The 17,168-nt window shown below is 70.7% G+C and carries 17 protein-coding genes and 2 pseudogenes; 7 read left to right on the top strand and 12 right to left on the bottom strand.

Annotated features, from left to right (window positions below):
* Positions 1-27: 27 nt before the first annotated feature.
* Positions 28-864 (bottom strand): helix-turn-helix domain-containing protein, encoded by an 837-nt coding sequence (locus ACWC2T_RS25310; RefSeq protein ID WP_450672638.1) that lies wholly within the window; start codon positions 862-864, stop codon positions 28-30.
* A 113-nt stretch (positions 865-977) separates the two neighbouring features.
* Between ACWC2T_RS25310 and ACWC2T_RS25305 the strand changes: the two genes are divergently transcribed.
* Positions 978-1,577, top strand: coding sequence for an NADPH-dependent FMN reductase (locus tag ACWC2T_RS25305; protein WP_450672637.1), 600 nt, complete (start codon positions 978-980; stop codon positions 1,575-1,577).
* Between the two features lie 47 nt (positions 1,578-1,624).
* Here ACWC2T_RS25305 and ACWC2T_RS25300 read toward each other — a convergent pair whose 3' ends face one another.
* Together ACWC2T_RS25300 and ACWC2T_RS25295 are read right to left on the bottom strand one after the other, a co-directional pair.
* Entirely contained in the window at positions 1,625-2,527 is a 903-nt protein-coding gene (locus ACWC2T_RS25300) for an SCO1860 family LAETG-anchored protein (protein WP_450672636.1), read from the bottom strand.
* A 143-nt stretch (positions 2,528-2,670) separates the two neighbouring features.
* Positions 2,671-3,762 (bottom strand): amidohydrolase family protein, encoded by a 1,092-nt coding sequence (locus ACWC2T_RS25295; RefSeq protein WP_450672635.1) that lies wholly within the window; start codon positions 3,760-3,762, stop codon positions 2,671-2,673.
* A 359-nt stretch (positions 3,763-4,121) separates the two neighbouring features.
* Between ACWC2T_RS25295 and ACWC2T_RS25290 the strand changes: the two genes are divergently transcribed.
* On the top strand, positions 4,122-4,928 hold the full coding sequence (locus tag ACWC2T_RS25290; protein WP_450672634.1) for a DUF3050 domain-containing protein: 807 nt from the start codon (positions 4,122-4,124) through the stop codon (positions 4,926-4,928).
* A gap of 156 nt (positions 4,929-5,084) precedes the next feature.
* On the opposite strand, the pseudogene ACWC2T_RS25285 reads toward ACWC2T_RS25290, so the two are convergent.
* The 4 genes and pseudogenes from ACWC2T_RS25285 to ACWC2T_RS25270 form a co-directional block, all read right to left on the bottom strand.
* A pseudogene (locus ACWC2T_RS25285) lies at positions 5,085-5,267 on the bottom strand (IS5/IS1182 family transposase); the annotation flags it as partial.
* Between the two features lie 150 nt (positions 5,268-5,417).
* Complete coding sequence (locus ACWC2T_RS25280) at positions 5,418-6,212, bottom strand: amino acid ABC transporter ATP-binding protein (protein WP_450672633.1); 795 nt, start codon at positions 6,210-6,212, stop codon at positions 5,418-5,420.
* Entirely contained in the window at positions 6,209-7,042 is an 834-nt protein-coding gene (locus ACWC2T_RS25275) for an amino acid ABC transporter permease (protein WP_450672632.1), read from the bottom strand. Before ACWC2T_RS25275 ends, ACWC2T_RS25280 begins: the two co-directional genes overlap by 4 nt.
* Entirely contained in the window at positions 7,039-7,887 is an 849-nt protein-coding gene (locus tag ACWC2T_RS25270; RefSeq protein WP_450672631.1) for a transporter substrate-binding domain-containing protein, read from the bottom strand. Before ACWC2T_RS25270 ends, ACWC2T_RS25275 begins: the two co-directional genes overlap by 4 nt.
* A gap of 166 nt (positions 7,888-8,053) precedes the next feature.
* Here ACWC2T_RS25270 and ACWC2T_RS25265 point away from each other — a divergent pair.
* The 5 genes and pseudogenes from ACWC2T_RS25265 to thpD form a co-directional block, all read left to right on the top strand.
* A pseudogene (locus tag ACWC2T_RS25265) lies at positions 8,054-8,716 on the top strand (aminotransferase class V-fold PLP-dependent enzyme); the annotation flags it as partial.
* Positions 8,717-9,103: 387 nt separating this feature from the next.
* Positions 9,104-9,622: a diaminobutyrate acetyltransferase gene (gene ectA, locus ACWC2T_RS25260; protein ID WP_450672630.1), complete on the top strand. Its 519-nt coding sequence runs from the start codon at positions 9,104-9,106 to the stop codon at positions 9,620-9,622.
* Between the two features lie 24 nt (positions 9,623-9,646).
* Positions 9,647-10,918 carry a diaminobutyrate--2-oxoglutarate transaminase gene (ectB, locus tag ACWC2T_RS25255; RefSeq protein ID WP_450672629.1) on the top strand — a complete coding sequence of 424 codons (1,272 nt, stop codon included), beginning with the start codon at positions 9,647-9,649 and terminating at the stop codon, positions 10,916-10,918.
* 21 nt (positions 10,919-10,939) lie between these two features.
* Entirely contained in the window at positions 10,940-11,344 is a 405-nt protein-coding gene (locus ACWC2T_RS25250; protein ID WP_450672628.1) for an ectoine synthase, read from the top strand.
* A 6-nt stretch (positions 11,345-11,350) separates the two neighbouring features.
* Positions 11,351-12,256 (top strand): ectoine hydroxylase, encoded by a 906-nt coding sequence (gene thpD, locus ACWC2T_RS25245; RefSeq protein WP_450672627.1) that lies wholly within the window; start codon positions 11,351-11,353, stop codon positions 12,254-12,256.
* A 144-nt stretch (positions 12,257-12,400) separates the two neighbouring features.
* Here the strand turns inward: thpD and ACWC2T_RS25240 are convergent, their stop codons facing one another.
* The 5 genes from ACWC2T_RS25240 to ACWC2T_RS25220 all read right to left on the bottom strand — a co-directional run bounded on the left by ACWC2T_RS25240 (position 12,401) and on the right by ACWC2T_RS25220 (position 17,113).
* Positions 12,401-13,507, bottom strand: coding sequence for an aminotransferase class V-fold PLP-dependent enzyme (locus ACWC2T_RS25240; protein ID WP_450672626.1), 1,107 nt, complete (start codon positions 13,505-13,507; stop codon positions 12,401-12,403).
* A gap of 59 nt (positions 13,508-13,566) precedes the next feature.
* Positions 13,567-14,286, bottom strand: a complete 720-nt coding sequence (locus tag ACWC2T_RS25235) for a DsbA family oxidoreductase (protein WP_450672625.1) — start codon at positions 14,284-14,286, stop codon at positions 13,567-13,569.
* Positions 14,287-14,363: 77 nt separating this feature from the next.
* Positions 14,364-14,867 carry an N-acetyltransferase family protein gene (locus ACWC2T_RS25230; RefSeq protein ID WP_450672624.1) on the bottom strand — a complete coding sequence of 168 codons (504 nt, stop codon included), beginning with the start codon at positions 14,865-14,867 and terminating at the stop codon, positions 14,364-14,366.
* A gap of 67 nt (positions 14,868-14,934) precedes the next feature.
* Positions 14,935-15,543, bottom strand: a complete 609-nt coding sequence (locus tag ACWC2T_RS25225; RefSeq protein ID WP_450672623.1) for a DUF1349 domain-containing protein — start codon at positions 15,541-15,543, stop codon at positions 14,935-14,937.
* Positions 15,544-15,583: 40 nt separating this feature from the next.
* Positions 15,584-17,113: an aldehyde dehydrogenase (NADP(+)) gene (locus ACWC2T_RS25220; RefSeq protein WP_450672622.1), complete on the bottom strand. Its 1,530-nt coding sequence runs from the start codon at positions 17,111-17,113 to the stop codon at positions 15,584-15,586.
* Positions 17,114-17,168 lie beyond the last annotated feature (55 nt).

Raw genomic sequence — 17,168 nt, 5'->3', positions numbered from 1 at the left:
CCCGAAGCTGTTGGCCGAGATGTTCCGTCAGGAGATCGCCCTCAGCCTGACCCTCGTATGTGCCCGGAGTCCGGCCAACGCCTCCGTCGTCTCCTCGTCCGCGGGCAGGTACACCACCAGCTGCTGGGCGTCGGCGGAGGCGTCCAGGGTTTCGCGGATGAGGCGGAGTTCGGGCCCCGTGGGGTGGTTGAGGCGGAGCACGCCCCGCTCCGGCACCACATGGCGGTTCATGCGGCGGGTGAACTCGGGGCCGGCCACGGGGGCCAGTTCCGCGCTGAGCCATTCCGAGTTCTCGACGGACGGGCCGAGCCACAGGTCGAAGGCCTGCTCGTCGGCGATCTCGTCCCAGTCGGCGAAGAAGGTGCGGGCGCGTGGGTCGGTGAAGACGTACCGGGTGAGGTTGGGGGTGTCGCCGTCGAGCAGTCCGGTGCCCGCGGTCACCAGCTCGTAGCCGCTGGTGCGGGCGAGGAGGTCGCCGAGGCGGTTGGTCACCACGGCGATGCCCGGCTCCAGCAGGTCCAGGGTCCTGCGGAGGGAGGGGCGGACGTCCCGGCGGGGCGGGGCGGGGCGGCGGTGGGCGGTGCAGGCACCGCCGGTGATCTTCGCGAGGTAGCGCAGGTGGTTGCGCTCGGCGGGGTCGAGGCTGAGCGCGTCGGCGAGGGCGTTGACCACGGACACCGAGGGATTGCGGTCGCGGCCCTGTTCGATGCGGGTCAGGTACTCCACGCTGATCCCGGCCCGTGCGGCGAGGTCCAGCCGGCGAAGGCCGGGTGAGCGGCGGCGGCCGCGATCCGGCAGCCCCAGTGTCTCCGGCTGGATGCTGTCCCGCTTGGCCCGGACGAAGTCCCCCAGTGGTGTGCCCATGACGCGAGGATAGGCCGCCGGGCGGACGGTCGCCGAGCGCTCAGGGTGGCCCTGCGGGGGCCAGCCTGAGCCCGGCCTGGCTGTGCGGCCTCGGGCGCCTGATCGTGGTGGGCATGGAGAACACGAACACGCACAAGTTGCTGGTCATCGTCGGAAGCGTGCGAGAGGGCAGGTTCGGCCCGGTCGTCGGGTCGTGGGTGGCCGAACAGGCCCGGCAGCACGGGGGGTTCGAGGTCGATGTCGTCGATCTGGCCGACGTCGACATCCCGTTGGCGCTCCCGGCCGAGTCCCCCAAGTTCGCCGGGGACGCCTACCCCCGTCCGGCCGGGATGGCCCGGCTGACCTCCGCGCTGGCGGAGGCCGACGCGTTCATCGTCGTCACGCCGGAGTACAACCACAGCTATCCCGCCTCCCTGAAGGCGGCCATCGACTGGCACTTCACCCAGTGGACGGCCAAGCCGGTCGCCTTCGTCAGCTACGGCGGCGCGGCCGGTGGCCGGCACGCCGTGCTGCACCTGGAGAACGTGCTGACCGAGCTGCACGCGGTGACCATCCGGGACGGTCTGGCCTTCCCGAACTACTTCACCTCCTGGCAGGACGGCCGCCCGCTGGACGAGCAGGCCCCTGGTTACGCCAAGACCCTGCTGGACCAGCTGTCCTGGTGGGCGGCCACCCTGCGGGCGGGGCGGGAGGCCGCGCCCTACCCGGCGTGACGGCGGGGCCACCCGCCCGACGGCCGGCTGGGTCTTCGGAGGGTCTGTCAGTTCTTGCGGCGCCGGGCCAGCGTCACCGCTCCCCCGCCGACCAGCACCAGCGCCAGGGCGCCGCCCGCGATGTAGGGGGTCGCGGAGCTGCCGCCGGTCTCCGCGAGGTCGTTCCGGGCGCCCTGGGGCTTCACCCCGGCGGCCGGGTCGTGGCTCGGTACGGGGTGACCGGTGGGCGGGGCCGCCGGGGACTCGCAGGTGGCCCTGGCCAGGGTGACCGTGCCTTCGACGTCGGCGACGTTGAGCTTCAACGGGTTGACCGAGACCCTGAGTTCGAGGGCGGTGGCGGCGGCCGTGCGGGTCGTGGTGCGCCGCTGGGCGAGGTCGAGGCGCACCTCGCCGACTCCGGGCACCTTGACCTCGGTCGGGCCGCCGGCGGTGACGGTGACGCGCTTGCCGAGGACGGTGACGGCGCCGAGGACGTTCGCGTCGGCCACGGGCGCCCGGCCGGCCTCGCAGGTGGCCTTCGCGGTGACCGTGCCGACCTCGATCAGGGACAGCAGGGGCAGGCCGGGGACGTGCAGCCGGGCGTCGACGAGCCGGACCGAGCCCTCGGCGCGCCGGGCGGTCACCGTGGCCTTCGCCTGGGCGACGTCCGCGCCGAGGACCGTGAACGGCTTGCCGTCGGCCACGCCGTCGAGCCGGGCGGACAGCGCCGTTCTGTCGGCGCTGTCCGGTGCCTGGACCTCGTTGAGGGAGACCGCGAGCGGGACGTCGACGGTCTTGTTGAGCAGGGACACGTCGAGCCCGGTACGCAGGACGACGGCGGAGGCGCGACCGTGGTCACCGGTCGCGTGCGCGGCGCCCGCGCCCAGGGCCGCGGGAGCCGCGGCGAGGGCGGTGACCGTCGCCGCGGCGGCGAGACGGCGTGCGGGCATGCGGAAGTTGTTGCTGTTCAAGGCTGTGGGACCCCCAGTGGGAACATGCTTGGGACCCGTCAACCTTGTACGCCCTGTGGGTGAACAGTCAGCGATCCCGGTTTACTTCACTCGAATGTGGATATCCCGCATACCTCTTCGAATCACCGGGCACGGGCGTTCCCCTACTGCACGATCCGCCCGCTGAGCACCACCCGGCGCGGCGCCGCCAGCACCCGTACGTCCGCGCGCGGGTCGCCCTCGTACACCACCAGGTCGGCCGGCGCGCCCTCGTCCAGGCCGGGCCGGCCGAGCCAGGCGCGGGCGCCCCAGGACGCCGCCGACAGGGCCTGCACCGGCGGGATGCCCGCGGTGACCAGCTCGGCGACCTCCTCCGCGACCAGGCCGTGGGCCAGCGAGCCGCCGGCGTCCGTGCCGACGAACACCGGGATCCCGGCGTCGTGGGCGCCGCGCACGGTGTCGTAGCGGCGCTCGTGGAGCCTGCGCATGTGTGCGGACCAGCGCGGGAACCGGGTGTCGCCGCCGGCTGCGAGCTGCGGGAAGGTGGCGATGTTGACGAGGGTGGGGACGATCGCGACCCCGCGCTCGGCGAACAGCGGGATCAGGTCCTCGGTCAGGCCCGTGGCGTGCTCGATGCAGTCGATGCCGGCCTCGACCAGGTCGCGCAGGGAGCTCTCGGCGAAGCAGTGCGCGGTGACGCGGGCGCCGCGCCGGTGCGCCTCGGCGATGGCGGCCTCGACCGCCTCGCGGGGCCAGCAGGGGGCGAGATCGCCGAGGTCGCGGTCGATCCAGTCGCCGACCAGCTTGACCCAGCCGTCGCCGCGCCGGGCCTCCTGGGCGACGTACGCGACGAGGTCGTCCGGTTCGATCTCCCAGGCGTAGTTGCGCATGTAGCGGCGGGTGCGGGCGATGTGCCGGCCGGCCCGGATGATCTTCGGCAGGTCCTCGCGGTCGTCGACCCAGCGGGTGTCGGAGGGCGAGCCGGCGTCCCGGATCAGCAGGGTGCCCGCCTCCCGGTCGGTGAGCGCCTGCTTCTCGGCGGTGGCGGCGTCGACCGGGCCCTCGGCGCCGAGGCCCACATGGCAGTGCGCGTCGACCAGGCCGGGCAGCGCCCAGCCCTGGACGGTCCGGACGTCCCGGGCGCCCGCGGGGCGGTCGTACGAGACCTGGCCCCCGACCACCCACAGCTCCTCGCGGACGTCCTCGGGCCCGACGAGGACCCGCCCCTTCACGTGCAGCACGGCGCCATCGCTCATGTACTGCACCTTAGAGCGTCCGCCAGTAGGTCATGGACACGACGGCCGGGCGGATAGCGGCCTCGGACTGGATGATCCCGGCGCCTGCTACGGACTGTGACCGCAGGGAGGGGCACCGTCGCTGCTGTCCCGGTGCTGTGATGGGGTATCCGCCCGGGAGTCTGTGGGACGAAACGCCGAGCGACGGGCGCACAGGGGTTGCTGGGCAACCAGGTGACGTGCTTTCCATTCTGCCCGGTCTGGGGTATGCCCTGGCTGCTCTTCTGCTTCCGTACGCCCGGCTTTGGCCCTTCCTGTGCCCCTGTCCGGACTGGGACGCTCCGCCCAGTCGCCTGTGATCCAGGATTGAGGAGCATCCCATGGCGGTATCCCGTTATCACTCCTTCGTCGACCATCCCGGCGTCACCGCGCTCAAAGACAACATCGCGCCGGTCCGCGCCAGAGTGACCAGCCACCCCCTCTACGCGAGTTTCGGCAGCCGCCGCGACGTCGCGGTGTTCATGGAGCACCACGCATTCGCCGTGTGGGACTTCATGTCATTGCTGAAGAACCTCCAGCAGCAGCTGACCTGCACCAGCGTGCCGTGGGTGCCCAAGGGCCCGGCCGCTTCCCGCCGCCTGATCAACGAGATCACGCTGGTGGAGGAGAGCGACGAACTGGGCGAGGGATTCATCTCCCACTTCGAGCTGTACCGGGCGGCGATGGACGATGCCGGCGCCGACCCCAAACCTCTGGACGCCTTCCTGGCCCTGATCGAATCCGGAACCCCTGTCCCGCGAGCCCTCGTGGACGCCGGCGCACCGCAGCCGGTACGGGACTTCGTCGGCGCGACCTGGCACGTCATCGAGACCGCTCCGGTGCACGTGCAGGCCGCGGTGTTCGCCTTCGGGCGCGAGGACCTGATTCCGGAGATGTTCGAACAGGTCATCCGCATCAACGACAGCGACGGCAAGCTGGCGAAGTTCAAGGACTACCTCCAGCGGCACATCGAGGTCGATGCCGACGAGCACACCCCCATGGCCATGCGCATGCTGGTGGACCTGTGCGGTGACGACAACCGCAAGTGGCAGGAGTGCAGCCACGCTGTCCGTGAAGCCCTGCACGAGCGGGCCCGGTTCTGGAGCGACATCCTGCAGCAGATCCACCAGGGCCAGAGCACTGCCTGACCGCGAGGCCCCACGGCATTGCCCGGTGCCGGTTCGGCCGTCCCTGGACAACATCGCCGCCTTGCCGGGCGATGCCGCCTGGTGTGGCCTGCCAGGTGTCGGCTGCACTGAGAACGGGGCGCCGGTAGGTCGTGAGCTGAGGTTATCGGATACGGGGCTGGCGGGTCGGGTGTCCCATCGGTAGGTGTACCAGGCCCGGCGGATCAGACTGCGCACCGTGATGATCGCGGTGGCCAGGGCCAGGTAGAACTCGGTGCAAGGGCGGCGGCGTTCGGTGTTGCGGCGGAGCTTGCCGAAGTTGTTCATCCACGAGTTCGTGCGCTCCACGACCCACCGCCGCGTCCGCGACCCGTTAGGGACACAGCCACGACGGACACGGACTCTCCCGATGATCGCAGAGCGTAGGCAACTCCATGATCATCGAGTTCACGTCCGTCGAGCCGTCGACTTCCCCGTACCCATGACCTACTGGCGGACGCTCTTGGGGAGCTACTGCTCGGGCTTGCCCACCCGGTCCGAGGTCTCCTCCTCCACCTCGGCCATCGCCGGGTCCAGCACCCGGGACAGGAAGTGGCGGGTGCGTTCGTGCCGCGGGTTGCCGATGACCTGCTCGGGGCTGCCGTCCTCGACGATCACGCCGCCGTCCATGAAGACGACCCGGTCGGCGACCTCGCGGGCGAAGGACATCTCGTGGGTGACGACCATCATCGTCATGCCCTCCCGGGCGAGCGTGCGCATCACCGCGAGGACGTCCCCGACCAGCTCGGGGTCGAGCGCCGAGGTCGGCTCGTCGAAGAGCATGACCTCCGGGCCCATCGCCAGCGCCCGGGCGATGGCCACGCGCTGCTGCTGGCCGCCGGAGAGGGAGGAAGGGTAGGCCGCCGCCTTCTCGGCCAGGCCGACCCGGGCCAGGTTCTCGGCGGCGACCCTCGCGGCGGTCGCCTTGTCCCGCCGGAGCACCCTGCGCTGCGGCAGTGTGAGGTTCTCGGTGACGCTCAGGTGCGGGAAGAGGTTGAACTGCTGGAAGACCATGCCGATCCGGCGGCGTACGGCGTCGATGTCGACGTCCGGGTCGGTCAGCTCGGTGCCGCCGACGAAGACCTGGCCCTCGGTGGGCTCCTCCAGCAGGTTCACACAGCGCAGCAGCGTGGACTTGCCGGAGCCGGAGGGGCCGATGACGCAGACGACCTCGCCCTGGTCGATCTCCAGGTCGATGCCGCGCAGGACGTGGTTGTCGCCGAAGGACTTGTGCAGGTCCCGGACGCGGATCTCGGGGCGGGTCACTTGATCTCCTCCTGGGCCCTGGCCTCCAGACGGCGGGCGACGAAGCCGAGCGGAATGGTGACCAGCAGGTAGCACAGGCCCGCGACCAGGATGGGCGTGGAGTTGGCGGTCGTACTGGCGAGGTCCCGGCCGTACTTGGACAGTTCGCGCTCCTCCAGGGTCACGCCGAGCAGCAGCACCAGCGAGGAGTCCTTGAAGAGCATGATCAGCTCGTTGGTGAGCGGCGGGAGGATGATCCGGAAGGCCTGCGGGATGATGACGGAGATCATGGCCTTGGTCGGCGAGAAGCCGAGGGAACGGGCCGCCTCCATCTGCCCCCTGGGCACCGCCTGGATACCGGCGCGGAACGTCTCAGCCATGTAGGCGGCGCCGATGAGGCCGAGGCCGAGGGCGCCCTTGCCGTAGGTGCCGCCCGGAATCTCCGTGCCGGGGAAGGCCAGCGGCACGGCCACCGCGATGAAGACGAAGATCAGCAGGGCGGGCAGACCGCGGAAGACCTCGATGTAGATGCCGGCCAGCCAGCGGTAGGGGCCCACGGAGGACAGCCGCATCAGCGCGATGACCAGGCCGAGCACCAGTCCGAGGACGAAGCCGGACACCGTGTACAGCACGGTGTTCTTCAGCGCCAGGGTGATGACGTCCGGCCACATCTGCCGGGCGATGCCGCCCTGTGCGAACTGGTTCTGCAGCCGCCCCCAGTCCGCCGTGACCGCTGCGGCGATCACGGCGGCGACGAAGACGGCGTACTGGATGCCCCGGGACAGCCGACGCTTCTGACGTCGCGTCAGCCCCTTCTTCCTCGGCTGGAGTTGTGCGTCCGTGTCGGTCATGAGGCGGCGGGGGAGGCCACGGAGGCGTTGTACGGGCCGATCCACTGCTCGTAGAGCTTCTTGTAGGTGCCGTCGGCCTTGGCGTCCTTCAGGGCCTTGTCGATGGCCTCGCGCAGCGCCGTGTTGCCCTTCTTGACCGTGAAGCCGTACTGCTCGCCGGTCTTGAGGTTGTCGACGACCTTGAACTTGTCCGCGTTGGCCTTGTCCTTCAGCCAGCCCTGGACGACCGGGTAGTCGATGACGACGGCCTGGACCTGGCCGGTGCGCAGGCCGTTGAGGACCGCGTCGGAGGACTCGAAGGAGATGGGGTCGTAGCCCTTGGACTTGACGTAGTCCTCGCCGGTGGTCTGCGCCTGGGCGCCGAGCTTCTTGCCCTTGGCCTTGACGTCGGCGAGCGAGGTGATGCCGCTGTTCTTGTCGACAAGGACGGCCTGGGTGGCCTCGAAGTACGGGTCGGAGAAGTCGACGTTCTTCTTGCGCTCGGGGGTGATCGTCATGCCGGCGGCGGCCAGGTCGCACTGGCCGGAGTTCAGGAACGCGCCGGTCTTGAAGTTCTCGAACGGCGTGTCGACGATCTGCTGCTTGACGCCGAGGTTCTTGGCGACGAGGTCGATGAGGGAGACGTCGAAGCCCTGCACCTTGCCGTTGATCTCCGACTGGAACGGCGGGTACGGCAGGTGGGTGCAGGTGGTCAGCTGGCCGGCCTTGACGACGTGGACCCCCTTGACGGTGGCCCCGCTGCCCCCGTTGCCGTTCGAGGAGCAGCCGGCCACGACCAGGACCAGGCCGGCGGTCGCGGTGGTGGCAGCCAGGAGGCGGGTCCGGCGTCCGAGCAGCGTTTTCATGGGGGCCATCTTCTCTGTGGGGGAACTGTGGGTTCCGATTATAAGGAAGAGTTTGAGTCTCTCAAATCAAACCGATGGTTACGGGGCCGTTGGACCTAAGATCGGTGGAGTTGACCCCGGACATTGCCCCGAGAACCCAGGGCGAGGCGCTGCTGCCGCTGGAGGGCTGACCGCCGACCAGGTCCGGGAGGCGTTCGCCGAGCACCCGGAGATCGACTTCGTGTCGCTGTTGCACGCGGAGGCGGCGACCGGCAACACCAACCCGGTCGCGGAGATCGGCGACGCGGTACGGGAGCAGGGCGCGCTGTTCTACCTGGACGCGGTCGCCTCCGTGGGCGAGGAGCCGGTGCTGCCGGACCGTGGGGCGTGGACCTGTGCGTGATCGGTGCGCAGAAGGCGATGGGCGGCCCGGCGGGGGTGTCGGCGATCTCGGTGAGCGAGCAGGCCTGGGCCGATGGCGGCCAACCCGAACGCGCCGCGCCGCTCCTGTCTGTCCCTGCTGGACTGGAAGGAGCGCTGGACCGACGCCGGCCGCGCGGCGCTGCCGCACGCTCCGGCGCAGTTGGAGATGCTGGCGCTTCAGGCGTGTCTGGAGCGGATCGAGTCGGTGGGGCTGGCTGCGGTGATGGACCGGCACCGCAGCGCCGCGCCGGCCGCGCGGGCCGGTGCGGTCGCCCTGGGTGGGGGGCTTGAGCCGTATGTGCATGAGGAGAAGCACGCGGCACCCGTGGCTACGACGCTTCGGGTGCCGGCGGGGGTGGTGGCGTCGGAGGTGGTGGCTCGGGCACTTGCAGCCGACCCTGCGTTGCCGCTGGGGGCGGCGCCCGGCGTTTGACGCCGGCACCTGGGGGCTCCGCCCCCAGACCCCCGTTTTGCCCACCGCCCACCCGTCTCGGTCGGCCGGAAAGCGCCGCCCGTCCGACTCCCGCGTGAACGAATCGACGGGACCACCGGAGCCTGAATTCAATTTAGTTTCACAATTCCTGCCAATTTCCCTGGCGGTAGCTTCCCATCTTCTTCTGCCCGCTTTTTGGCAGCCTAAACGGGTGAGTTTCCTAGCGGTTTTCTGACGGTTTCCATGATGTGACACACTCCACAGAGAGGTACTTTTGTCCCGATTTGATGCGGGTCGATTCGGGCATTTCGCCACTCCCCCTGTGCCGCACGGCGACCTCGGCCGTGCATTTCCTAATTCGCCTCGCTAAATTCGTGCCGCATGACTGCCGCACCCGCAGACCTGATCGTCGACCAGCCGGCGGTGACGGACGGAGCCACGCTCTGGCGTCTCGCCAAGGACTCGAAAACACTCGACCTGAACTCCTCGTACAGCTATCTGCTGTGGTGCCGGGACTTCGCCGGCACCTCGGCGGTGGCGCGTGGTGCGGACGGGGAGCCGGTCGGCTTCGTCACCGGCTATGTGCGGCCGGAGCGCCCCCGCACGCTGCTCGTGTGGCAGGTGGCCGTCGACTCCGGCCACCGCGGTCTCGGCATCGCCGCCGCGCTGCTGGACGGGCTGACCGCACGGCTGACCGCCGAGCGCGGCATCACCGACGTGGAGACCACCATCACGCCCGGCAACACCGCCTCCGAGCGGCTGTTCAGCTCGTTCGCCGCCCGGCACGGCGCGCGCCTGGAGCGTGAGGTGCTGTTCCCCGCCGAGCTGTTCCCGGACGGTCCGCACGACCCCGAAGTCCTGTACCGCATCGGCCCGTTGACCGACGCCACCCCCCACTGAAGCCCCCCCGAGGAGCGATTCACCGTGACCATCACCCAGCCCGACCTCAGTGTCTTCGAGACCCTCGAGTCCGAGGTGCGCAGCTACTGCCGCGGCTGGCCCACGGTCTTCGACCGCGCGCAGGGCAGCCGGATGTTCGACGAGGACGGCCATGCGTACCTCGACTTCTTCGCCGGTGCCGGCTCACTCAACTACGGCCACAACAACCCGGTGCTCAAACGGGCGTTGATCGACTATCTGTCCCGCGACGGGGTGACCCACGGCCTGGACATGTCGACCACGGCCAAGCGGTCCTTCCTGCAGACCTTCCAGGATCTGGTGCTGCGCCCGCGCGACCTGCCGTACAAGGTCATGTTCCCGGGGCCGACCGGCACCAACGCCGTGGAGTCGGCGCTGAAGCTGGCCCGCAAGGTGAAGGGCCGGGAGTCGATCGTGTCGTTCACGAACGCCTTCCACGGGATGTCCCTCGGTTCCCTCGCGGTGACCGGCAACGCCTTCAAGCGGGCCGGCGCCGGTATCCCGCTGGTGCACGGCACGCCAATGCCGTTCGACAACTACTTCGACGGCACGGTCCCGGACTTCCTGTGGTTCGAGCGGCTGCTGGAGGACCAGGGCTCCGGCCTCAACAAGCCCGCCGCGGTGATCGTGGAGACCGTGCAGGGCGAAGGCGGCATCAACGTGGCCCGGCCCGCATGGCTGCGCGCGCTGAAGGAGCTGTGCGAGCGGCAGGACATGCTGCTGATCGTCGACGACGTCCAGATGGGCTGCGGCCGTACCGGCGCCTTCTTCTCCTTCGAGGAGGCCGGGATCGTGCCCGACATCGTCACCGTGTCGAAGTCGATCAGCGGGTACGGGCTGCCGATGTCGCTGTGCCTGTTCAAGCCGGAGCTGGACGTCTGGGAGCCGGGCGAGCACAACGGCACGTTCCGGGGCAACAACCCCGCGTTCGTGACCGCCACCGCGGCCCTCGAGACGTACTGGACCGACGGCTCGGCCATGGAGAAGCAGACCCGGGCCCGTGGTGAGCAGGTCGAGCAGGCGCTGATCTCCATCACCGAGGAGAACCTCGCCGATGTGAAGGAGTACCGCGGCCGCGGCCTGGTGTGGGGCATGGAGTTCCACGACAAGGACCGGGCCTCGCGGGTCGCGCGGCGGGCCTTCGAGCTCGGGCTGCTCATCGAGACGTCCGGCCCGGAGGGCGAGGTCGTCAAGCTGCTGCCCGCCCTCACCGTCACCCCCGACGAGCTGGACGAGGGCATGAGCGTCGTCGCCCGTGCCGTCCGCGAAACCGCCTGATCAACTAGGAGTTGCACCACTGTGATCGTCCGATCGTTCAAGGAGATCGAAGGCACCGACCGGCACGTCAGGGCGAAGTCCGGTACCTGGGAGAGCAAGCGGATCGTCCTCGCCAAGGAGCGGGTCGGCTTCTCCCTGCACGAGACCATCCTGTACGCCGGCACCGAGACGTCGATGTGGTACGCCAACCACATCGAGGCCGTCGTCTGCACGAAGGGCGAGGCCGAACTCACCGACCACGAGGCCGGGAAGACGTACACCATCACGCCCGGCACCATGTACCTCCTCGACGGGCACGAGCGGCACACGCTGCGCGTCAAGGAGGACTTCCACTGCATCTGCGTGTTCAACCCGCCGGTGACCGGACGGGAGGACCACGACGAGAACGGCGTCTACCCGCTGCTCACCGAGCCCGAGGAGGTGTGAGAACCCATGACCACTGCCACGAACACCGCCCCCGTGAAGGATCTCTACCCGACCCGCGGCACCACCGAGGTGGCCGTCCCGCGTCAGGACCCGGTCGTCTGGGGTTCCCCGGACACGCCGGGCCCGATCACCACGGGCGACCTGCAGGGATACGAGCGTGACGGCTTCCTCGCCATCGAGGAGCTGATCACCCCGGACGAGGTCGAGGTCTACAAGCACGAGCTGGACCGGCTGGTCACCGACCCGGCGATCCGCGCGGACGAGCGCTCGATCGTCGAGCCGAAGTCCAAGGAGATCCGCTCGGTCTTCGAAGTGCACCGGATCAGCGAGGTGTTCGCGAACCTGGTGCGCGACCCGCGGGTGGTCGGCCGTGCCCGGCAGATCCTCGGTTCGGACGTGTACGTCCACCAGTCCCGGATCAACGTCAAGCCCGGCTTCGGCGCGAGCGGCTTCTACTGGCACTCGGACTTCGAGACCTGGCACGCCGAGGACGGCCTGCCGAACATGCGCACGGTGTCCGTCTCGATCGCGCTGACCGAGAACTTCGACACCAACGGCGGCCTGATGATCATGCCGGGCTCGCACCGGACGTTCCTCGGCTGCGCCGGCGCCACGCCCAAGGACAACTACAAGAAGTCGCTGCAGATGCAGGACGCGGGCACGCCCTCGGACGAGGCGCTGACCGCGCTGGCGGGCGAGCACGGCATCCGGCTGTTCACCGGCAAGGCCGGCTCGGCGACCTGGTTCGACTGCAACTGCATGCACGGCTCGGGCGACAACATCACGCCGTTCCCGCGCAGCAACGTGTTCATCGTGTTCAACAGCGTGGAGAACGCTGCGGTGGAGCCGTTCGCGGCGCCGGTGCGGCGGCCCACGTTCATCGGAGCAAGGGATTTCACTCCCGTCCGGTGAGCGGAGACCGGGCGGGGGTCCGGGGGTTGTCCCCCGGAGAATGCAGCATTGGGGCTCGTGACTTCACGCCGGTGAAGTAGCCCCTTCCAGCACCGGGCCGGGGCCTCCTCGTGTGGGACGGGGGGCTCCGGCCCGGTTACGTCGTCAGCCGGCCAGGACGTCCAGCAGGCGGTCCACGTCCGCTTCCGTGTTGTACAGGTGGAAGGACGCCCGCAGATTGCCCGCGCGGTTGGAGACCTCGATGCCCGCGCGGCTCAACTCTCCCTGGCACGCGCCCAGTCCGGGCACGGAGACGATGGCCGAGCCGGGGGCGGGCAGCGGTTCGTGGCCGAGCGAGGCGAGTCCGGTGCGGAACCGGTCGGCCAGCGCCAGGTCGTGCGCCTGCACGGCGGCCACGCCCAGCTCCTCGATCAGGGCCAGCGACCGCGCCACCCCGGTGTAGGTGAACAGAGCGGGGCTGACGTCGAACCGCCGTGCGGAGTGGGCGAGTTCGGTCACCGGCCCGTAGCAGCTGTTCCACGGTTCCTCGGCCGCCACCCAGCCCGCCAGCAGTGGCGACAGCCCGCCGAAGTCCTCGGGGACGACGAGGAAGGCCGCCCCGTGCGGGCCCAACAGCCACTTGAAGGTCGTCGCGACGGTGAAGTCGTGGGCGTCGGCATCCATCGGCAGCCAGCCGGCGGCCTGGGAGAAGTCGACGTAGGTGCGCGCACCGTGCGCCCGGGCGGCCTCGCGCAGGGCGGGCAGGTCGGCGATCCGGCCGTCGGCGGACTGGGCGGCGCTGACCGCGACCAGCGAGGTGCCCGGACGGACCGACTCGGCGATCCGCTCCAGCGGGACCGCGCGCACCTTGAGGTCGCCGCGCGCGTGGAACGGGTTCAGCACGGAGGTGAAGTCGTCCTCGGCGGTGAGGACTTCGGCGCCCGCGGGCAGCGAGGCCGCGATCAGGCCGGTCTGGGCGGAGACCGAGGGGCCCGCCGCCACCCGGGTGACCGGCACCCCGGCCAGCCGGGCGAACGCGGCCCGGGCGGCCTCGACGTCGTCGAACAGCGGATCCAGCGGCCGGCCCTCGGCCCGGATGGCCACCGCCTCGCGCAGCGCGGCGGCCGTGCGGGCCGGGAGCAGGCCGCTGCTCGCGGTGTTCAGGTAGGTGTTCTTCGGGGCGAACTCGGCGCGGACGAGGCTGTCGAACGTCTCCGTGGTCTCCGTGTTCTTCATGGGTCCACTCTGCGGCCCGGTGAAGTCCCCGTCCATTGCGAGTTTCTGCGTGGATTCCCTCAGGACTTCTTATACATCCGCCCCGACCTGCGGTTTCAGCCCTGCTGCGGCACTGCGCACCCGTCCGGACCACATGCGTCGGCATCCTTCTGGTCGACGAGCTTCAGCGGGGCGCGCTCGCCCCAGGCCTGGGTCAGCGCCTGGGTGAAGACCTCGGCGGGCTGGGCGCCGGAGACGCCATAGGTGCGGTCGAGGACGAAGAACGGCACGCCGGTCGCGCCGAGCTGGGCGGCCTCGCGCTCGTCGGCGCGGACCTCGTCGGCGTAGCGGGACGGGTCCGCGAGCACCGCGCGGGCGGCCTCGGCGTCGAGCCCGGCCTCCACGGCGAGCTCGACGAGCCGCTCGTCGCCCTCGGTGAAGACGGACCGCTCCTCGGCGAAGTTGGCCCGGTACAGGATCTGGATCAGCTCGTCCTGCCTGCCCTGCTCCTTGGCGAGGTGCAGCAGGCGGTGCATGTCGAAGGTGTTGCCGTGGTCGCGGCCCCGGGTGCGGTAGTCCAGGCCCTCGGCGGCGGCCTGGGCACCCAGGTTGTCCTCGCCCGCCTCGGCCTGTGCCTCGCTCATGCCGTACTTCCTGGTCAGCATGGTGATCACCGGCTGGACGTCGCCCTTGGCGCGGTCCGGGTCCAGCTCGAAGGAGCGGTGCACGACCTCGACGTCCTCGCGGTGCGGGAAGGCAGCCAGCGCCTTCTCGAAGCGGGCCTTGCCCACGTAGCACCAGGGGCAGGCGATGTCGCTCCAGATCTCGACGCGCATGTCTTCGGCTCTTTCCAGGTCGTACGGGCACGGAGGCTCTCTCCGCCGCCGGTACGTGAACGTTCAAACAGCCGTGTTCATTCCCCGGGCACCGTGAAGCGCAGGAAAAGGTGATGGTCGCCCTCGGCCGGCGGGTTCTCGGGGTCGGGGACCCAGCCCTGGCGGGCGTAGAAGGCCTGGGCGCGCCGGTTGTCCACGTGGACGTCGAGGACGGCCGCTCGCCTGCCGTCGGCGCGCCACGCCTCCACACAGGCCGCGTGCAGGGCCGTACCGATGCCGGAACGCCAGTGACCGGGGTCGACGTGGAACTGGAACAGCTTGACCGTGTCTGCGGGTGCGCCGTCCGGGGTGCGGAAAGAGGCGACGGCGGTGATCGTGCCGTCCTGCACCACGCACAGCACCTGGCCGTCGGGCCGCTCCACGGCGCTGTGCCAGGCGGCGGCCCAGTCGATGCCGTCGTCCGGGAGGCCGTCGGGGTAGTACGTCGAGCGAGCCCGGCGGTGCAGTGCGGCGATGCGCTCCACCTCGGCGGGCAGCGCGGTGCGGATGACGCGGGTCCCTTGCACACGGTCGCTGATCATGCCCCGGAGGACGTGGCCGCCTCTGCCGTGGTTCCGAGGCGGGTGAACCGGGCGCGGCGGGCGCCGGCTAGCTCCCGTCTCTCAGATCCTGCGGCCAGCTCGGCGTGAACCCGATGTGGTCGTAGGTGACCACGCAGCCCTCCCCCAGCGGCGACTGGGTCATGAAGCCGACCAGGGCCGAGTCCGTCTCCTTCTCGTCCCCCAGCGTGAACAGCCGGACGAAGGTCCAGCGCGCGCCGTCCCGGGAGGCGTGGAAGGCGAAGGCGCGCCCGGTCCGGCTGACCCGCAGCCACACCGAACTCCCCTCCACCGTGAAGGAGTTGGCGTCGTCGGAGTGTCCCCGGGTGACCACCGTGCAGACGGTGGGCACGTCCGGGGAGTACTCCAGGCACAGCTTGGCCCAGGCCCGCTCGCCGACATGGACGTAGAGCACGCCCGCGTCGAAGGACGCGTTGAACCCGACGGTGACCCGGGCGATCAGCTGGAAGTCGCCTTCCGGCGCGCCGAGCAGCCGGGGCGCGTCGGAGGCGGGGTCCAGGGCTTCCCCGGTGGGCGGGACGAACCGGTCCTGCCGGGGGCCGGCCCATCCGGTCAGCACACCGTCCTCGTACGACCAGTTCCCGTCGGGCCCGTAGGTACGCAGCAGGAAGGGGAGTTCGGGGAGTTCCACGTCCATGGCGCGAGTGTCTCAGGTTCCTTGCCGTACGGACCGGTGTTCAGCGCTCGAGGCGGCCGTTGAACCGCCGGGGCAGCCCGAGGGGGTTGTCGTCCTTCAGCTCGGCCGGCAGCAGGGCGGCGGGCGCGTTCTGGTACGCGACCGGCCGCAGCCACCGCTCGATGGCCGTACCGCCCACGGACGTGGACGTGGAGGTCGTCGCCGGGTACGGCCCCCCGTGGTGCTGGGCCGGTGCCACCGCGACCCCGGTCGGCCAGGCGTTCACGACCACGCGCCCGGCCAGCGGGGTCAGCTGGGCGAGGAGTTCCGGCCCCCGCCCCTGTCCGGCGGCCTCCTGCGAGGACAGCTGGACGGTGGCCGTCAGGTTCCCCGGCAGCCGGGAGAGCACCGCGGCGGCCTCCGCCTCGTCGGCGTAGCGGGCCACCACGGTGACCGGCCCGAAGCACTCCTCCAGCAGCAGGTCGTACGCCCCCGCGGAGGCCAGCCTGTCCGCCGGCACGCTGAGGAACCCGGCGCTGACGGTGTGTTCACCGCCCGCGCCCGGGGTGACCGGGGAGTCCACGCCGGCCAGTCGGCCGCGCTCCTCGACCCCGGCGAGGAAGTTGTCCCGCATCCGGTGGTCGAGCAGCACCCCCGCCTCGGTGTTGCTCACCGCGGCCGTCAGGGCCTTGACCAGGCCGTCGCCCGCCGCGCCGGACGGCACCAGCACCAGACCGGGCTTCACGCAGAACTGCCCGACGCCCAGCGTCATCGACCCGGCGAGCCCGGTGCCGATCTCCTCGGCGCGCTCGGCGGCGGCGGCCTCGGTCACCAGGACCGGGTTCAGCGAGCCGAGCTCACCGTGGAACGGGATCGGCACCGGACGGGCGGCGGCCGCGTCGAAGAGGGCGCGCCCGCCCCGTACCGAACCGGTGAAGCCCGCCGCGGCGACCAGCGGGTGCCCGATCAGCTCGACGCCCGCCTCGAAGCCGTGCACGAGGCCGACGACGCCCTCGGGGATGCCGTGCTCGGCGGCGGCCCGGCGCAGCACCTTGGCGACCAGTTCGGACAGGGCCGGGTGGTCGGGGTGGGCCTTGACGACGACCGGGCAGCCCGCGGCGAGCGCGCTCGCGGTGTCGCCGCCGGCGACGGAGAAGGCGAAGGGGAAGTTGGAGGCGGAGTAGACGGCGACGACGCCGAGCGGCACCTTGTAGCGGCGCAGGTCCGGGACGGGCGGGGTCGCCGTGTCGTCGGGGTGGTTGATGACGACGTCGAGGAAGGCGCCCTCGTCGACGATGTCGGCGAAGGACCGCAGTTGGTAGCTGGTGCGGGCGAGTTCGCCGGTCAGCCGGACCGGGCCGAGGGCGGTCTCGGCGTCGGCGGTCTCGACCAGGCCGTCCCTGGCCGCGTCCAGGCCCGCGGCGGCCGAGCGGAGGAAGGCGGAGCGCACCGCACGGTCGGCGAGAAAGCCGCGTGCGGCGTGGGCCGCCCGCACCGCCGCGTCCACCTCCTGGGCGGTAGCCTCCACCGCAACCTGCTCACGCTGCTTCCCGGTACGCGGGTCGACACTCCAGACTGGTGCTGCTGCCACCGCGGGTCCCTCCAGTAAGGCCGCAAGAAGTAGGGTCACCGATCAGTCGCGTTCG

It is taken from the genome of Streptomyces sp. NPDC001393, assembly GCF_053597455.1.
Note: the sequence above shows the minus strand (reverse complement) of the source record. Positions and strands in the feature narration are given on the sequence as shown.

What these genes read in the sequence shown, in the direction of transcription:
- ACWC2T_RS25240 (WP_450672626.1), bottom strand. Translation starts at nt 13,507, where the DNA reads ATGGACGGGGACTTCACCGGGCCGCAGAGTGGACCCATGAAGAACACG.
- ectA (WP_450672630.1), top strand. Translation starts at nt 9,104, where the DNA reads ATGACTGCCGCACCCGCAGACCTGATCGTCGACCAGCCGGCGGTGACG.
- ACWC2T_RS25275 (WP_450672632.1), bottom strand. Translation starts at nt 7,042, where the DNA reads ATGACCGACACGGACGCACAACTCCAGCCGAGGAAGAAGGGGCTGACG.
- ACWC2T_RS25295 (WP_450672635.1), bottom strand. Translation starts at nt 3,762, where the DNA reads ATGAGCGATGGCGCCGTGCTGCACGTGAAGGGGCGGGTCCTCGTCGGG.
- ACWC2T_RS25305 (WP_450672637.1), top strand. Translation starts at nt 978, where the DNA reads ATGGAGAACACGAACACGCACAAGTTGCTGGTCATCGTCGGAAGCGTG.
- thpD (WP_450672627.1), top strand. Translation starts at nt 11,351, where the DNA reads ATGACCACTGCCACGAACACCGCCCCCGTGAAGGATCTCTACCCGACC.
- ACWC2T_RS25230 (WP_450672624.1), bottom strand. Translation starts at nt 14,867, where the DNA reads ATGATCAGCGACCGTGTGCAAGGGACCCGCGTCATCCGCACCGCGCTG.
- ACWC2T_RS25310 (WP_450672638.1), bottom strand. Translation starts at nt 864, where the DNA reads ATGGGCACACCACTGGGGGACTTCGTCCGGGCCAAGCGGGACAGCATC.
- ACWC2T_RS25270 (WP_450672631.1), bottom strand. Translation starts at nt 7,887, where the DNA reads ATGAAAACGCTGCTCGGACGCCGGACCCGCCTCCTGGCTGCCACCACC.
- ACWC2T_RS25235 (WP_450672625.1), bottom strand. Translation starts at nt 14,286, where the DNA reads ATGCGCGTCGAGATCTGGAGCGACATCGCCTGCCCCTGGTGCTACGTG.
- ACWC2T_RS25290 (WP_450672634.1), top strand. Translation starts at nt 4,122, where the DNA reads ATGGCGGTATCCCGTTATCACTCCTTCGTCGACCATCCCGGCGTCACC.
- ACWC2T_RS25225 (WP_450672623.1), bottom strand. Translation starts at nt 15,543, where the DNA reads ATGGACGTGGAACTCCCCGAACTCCCCTTCCTGCTGCGTACCTACGGG.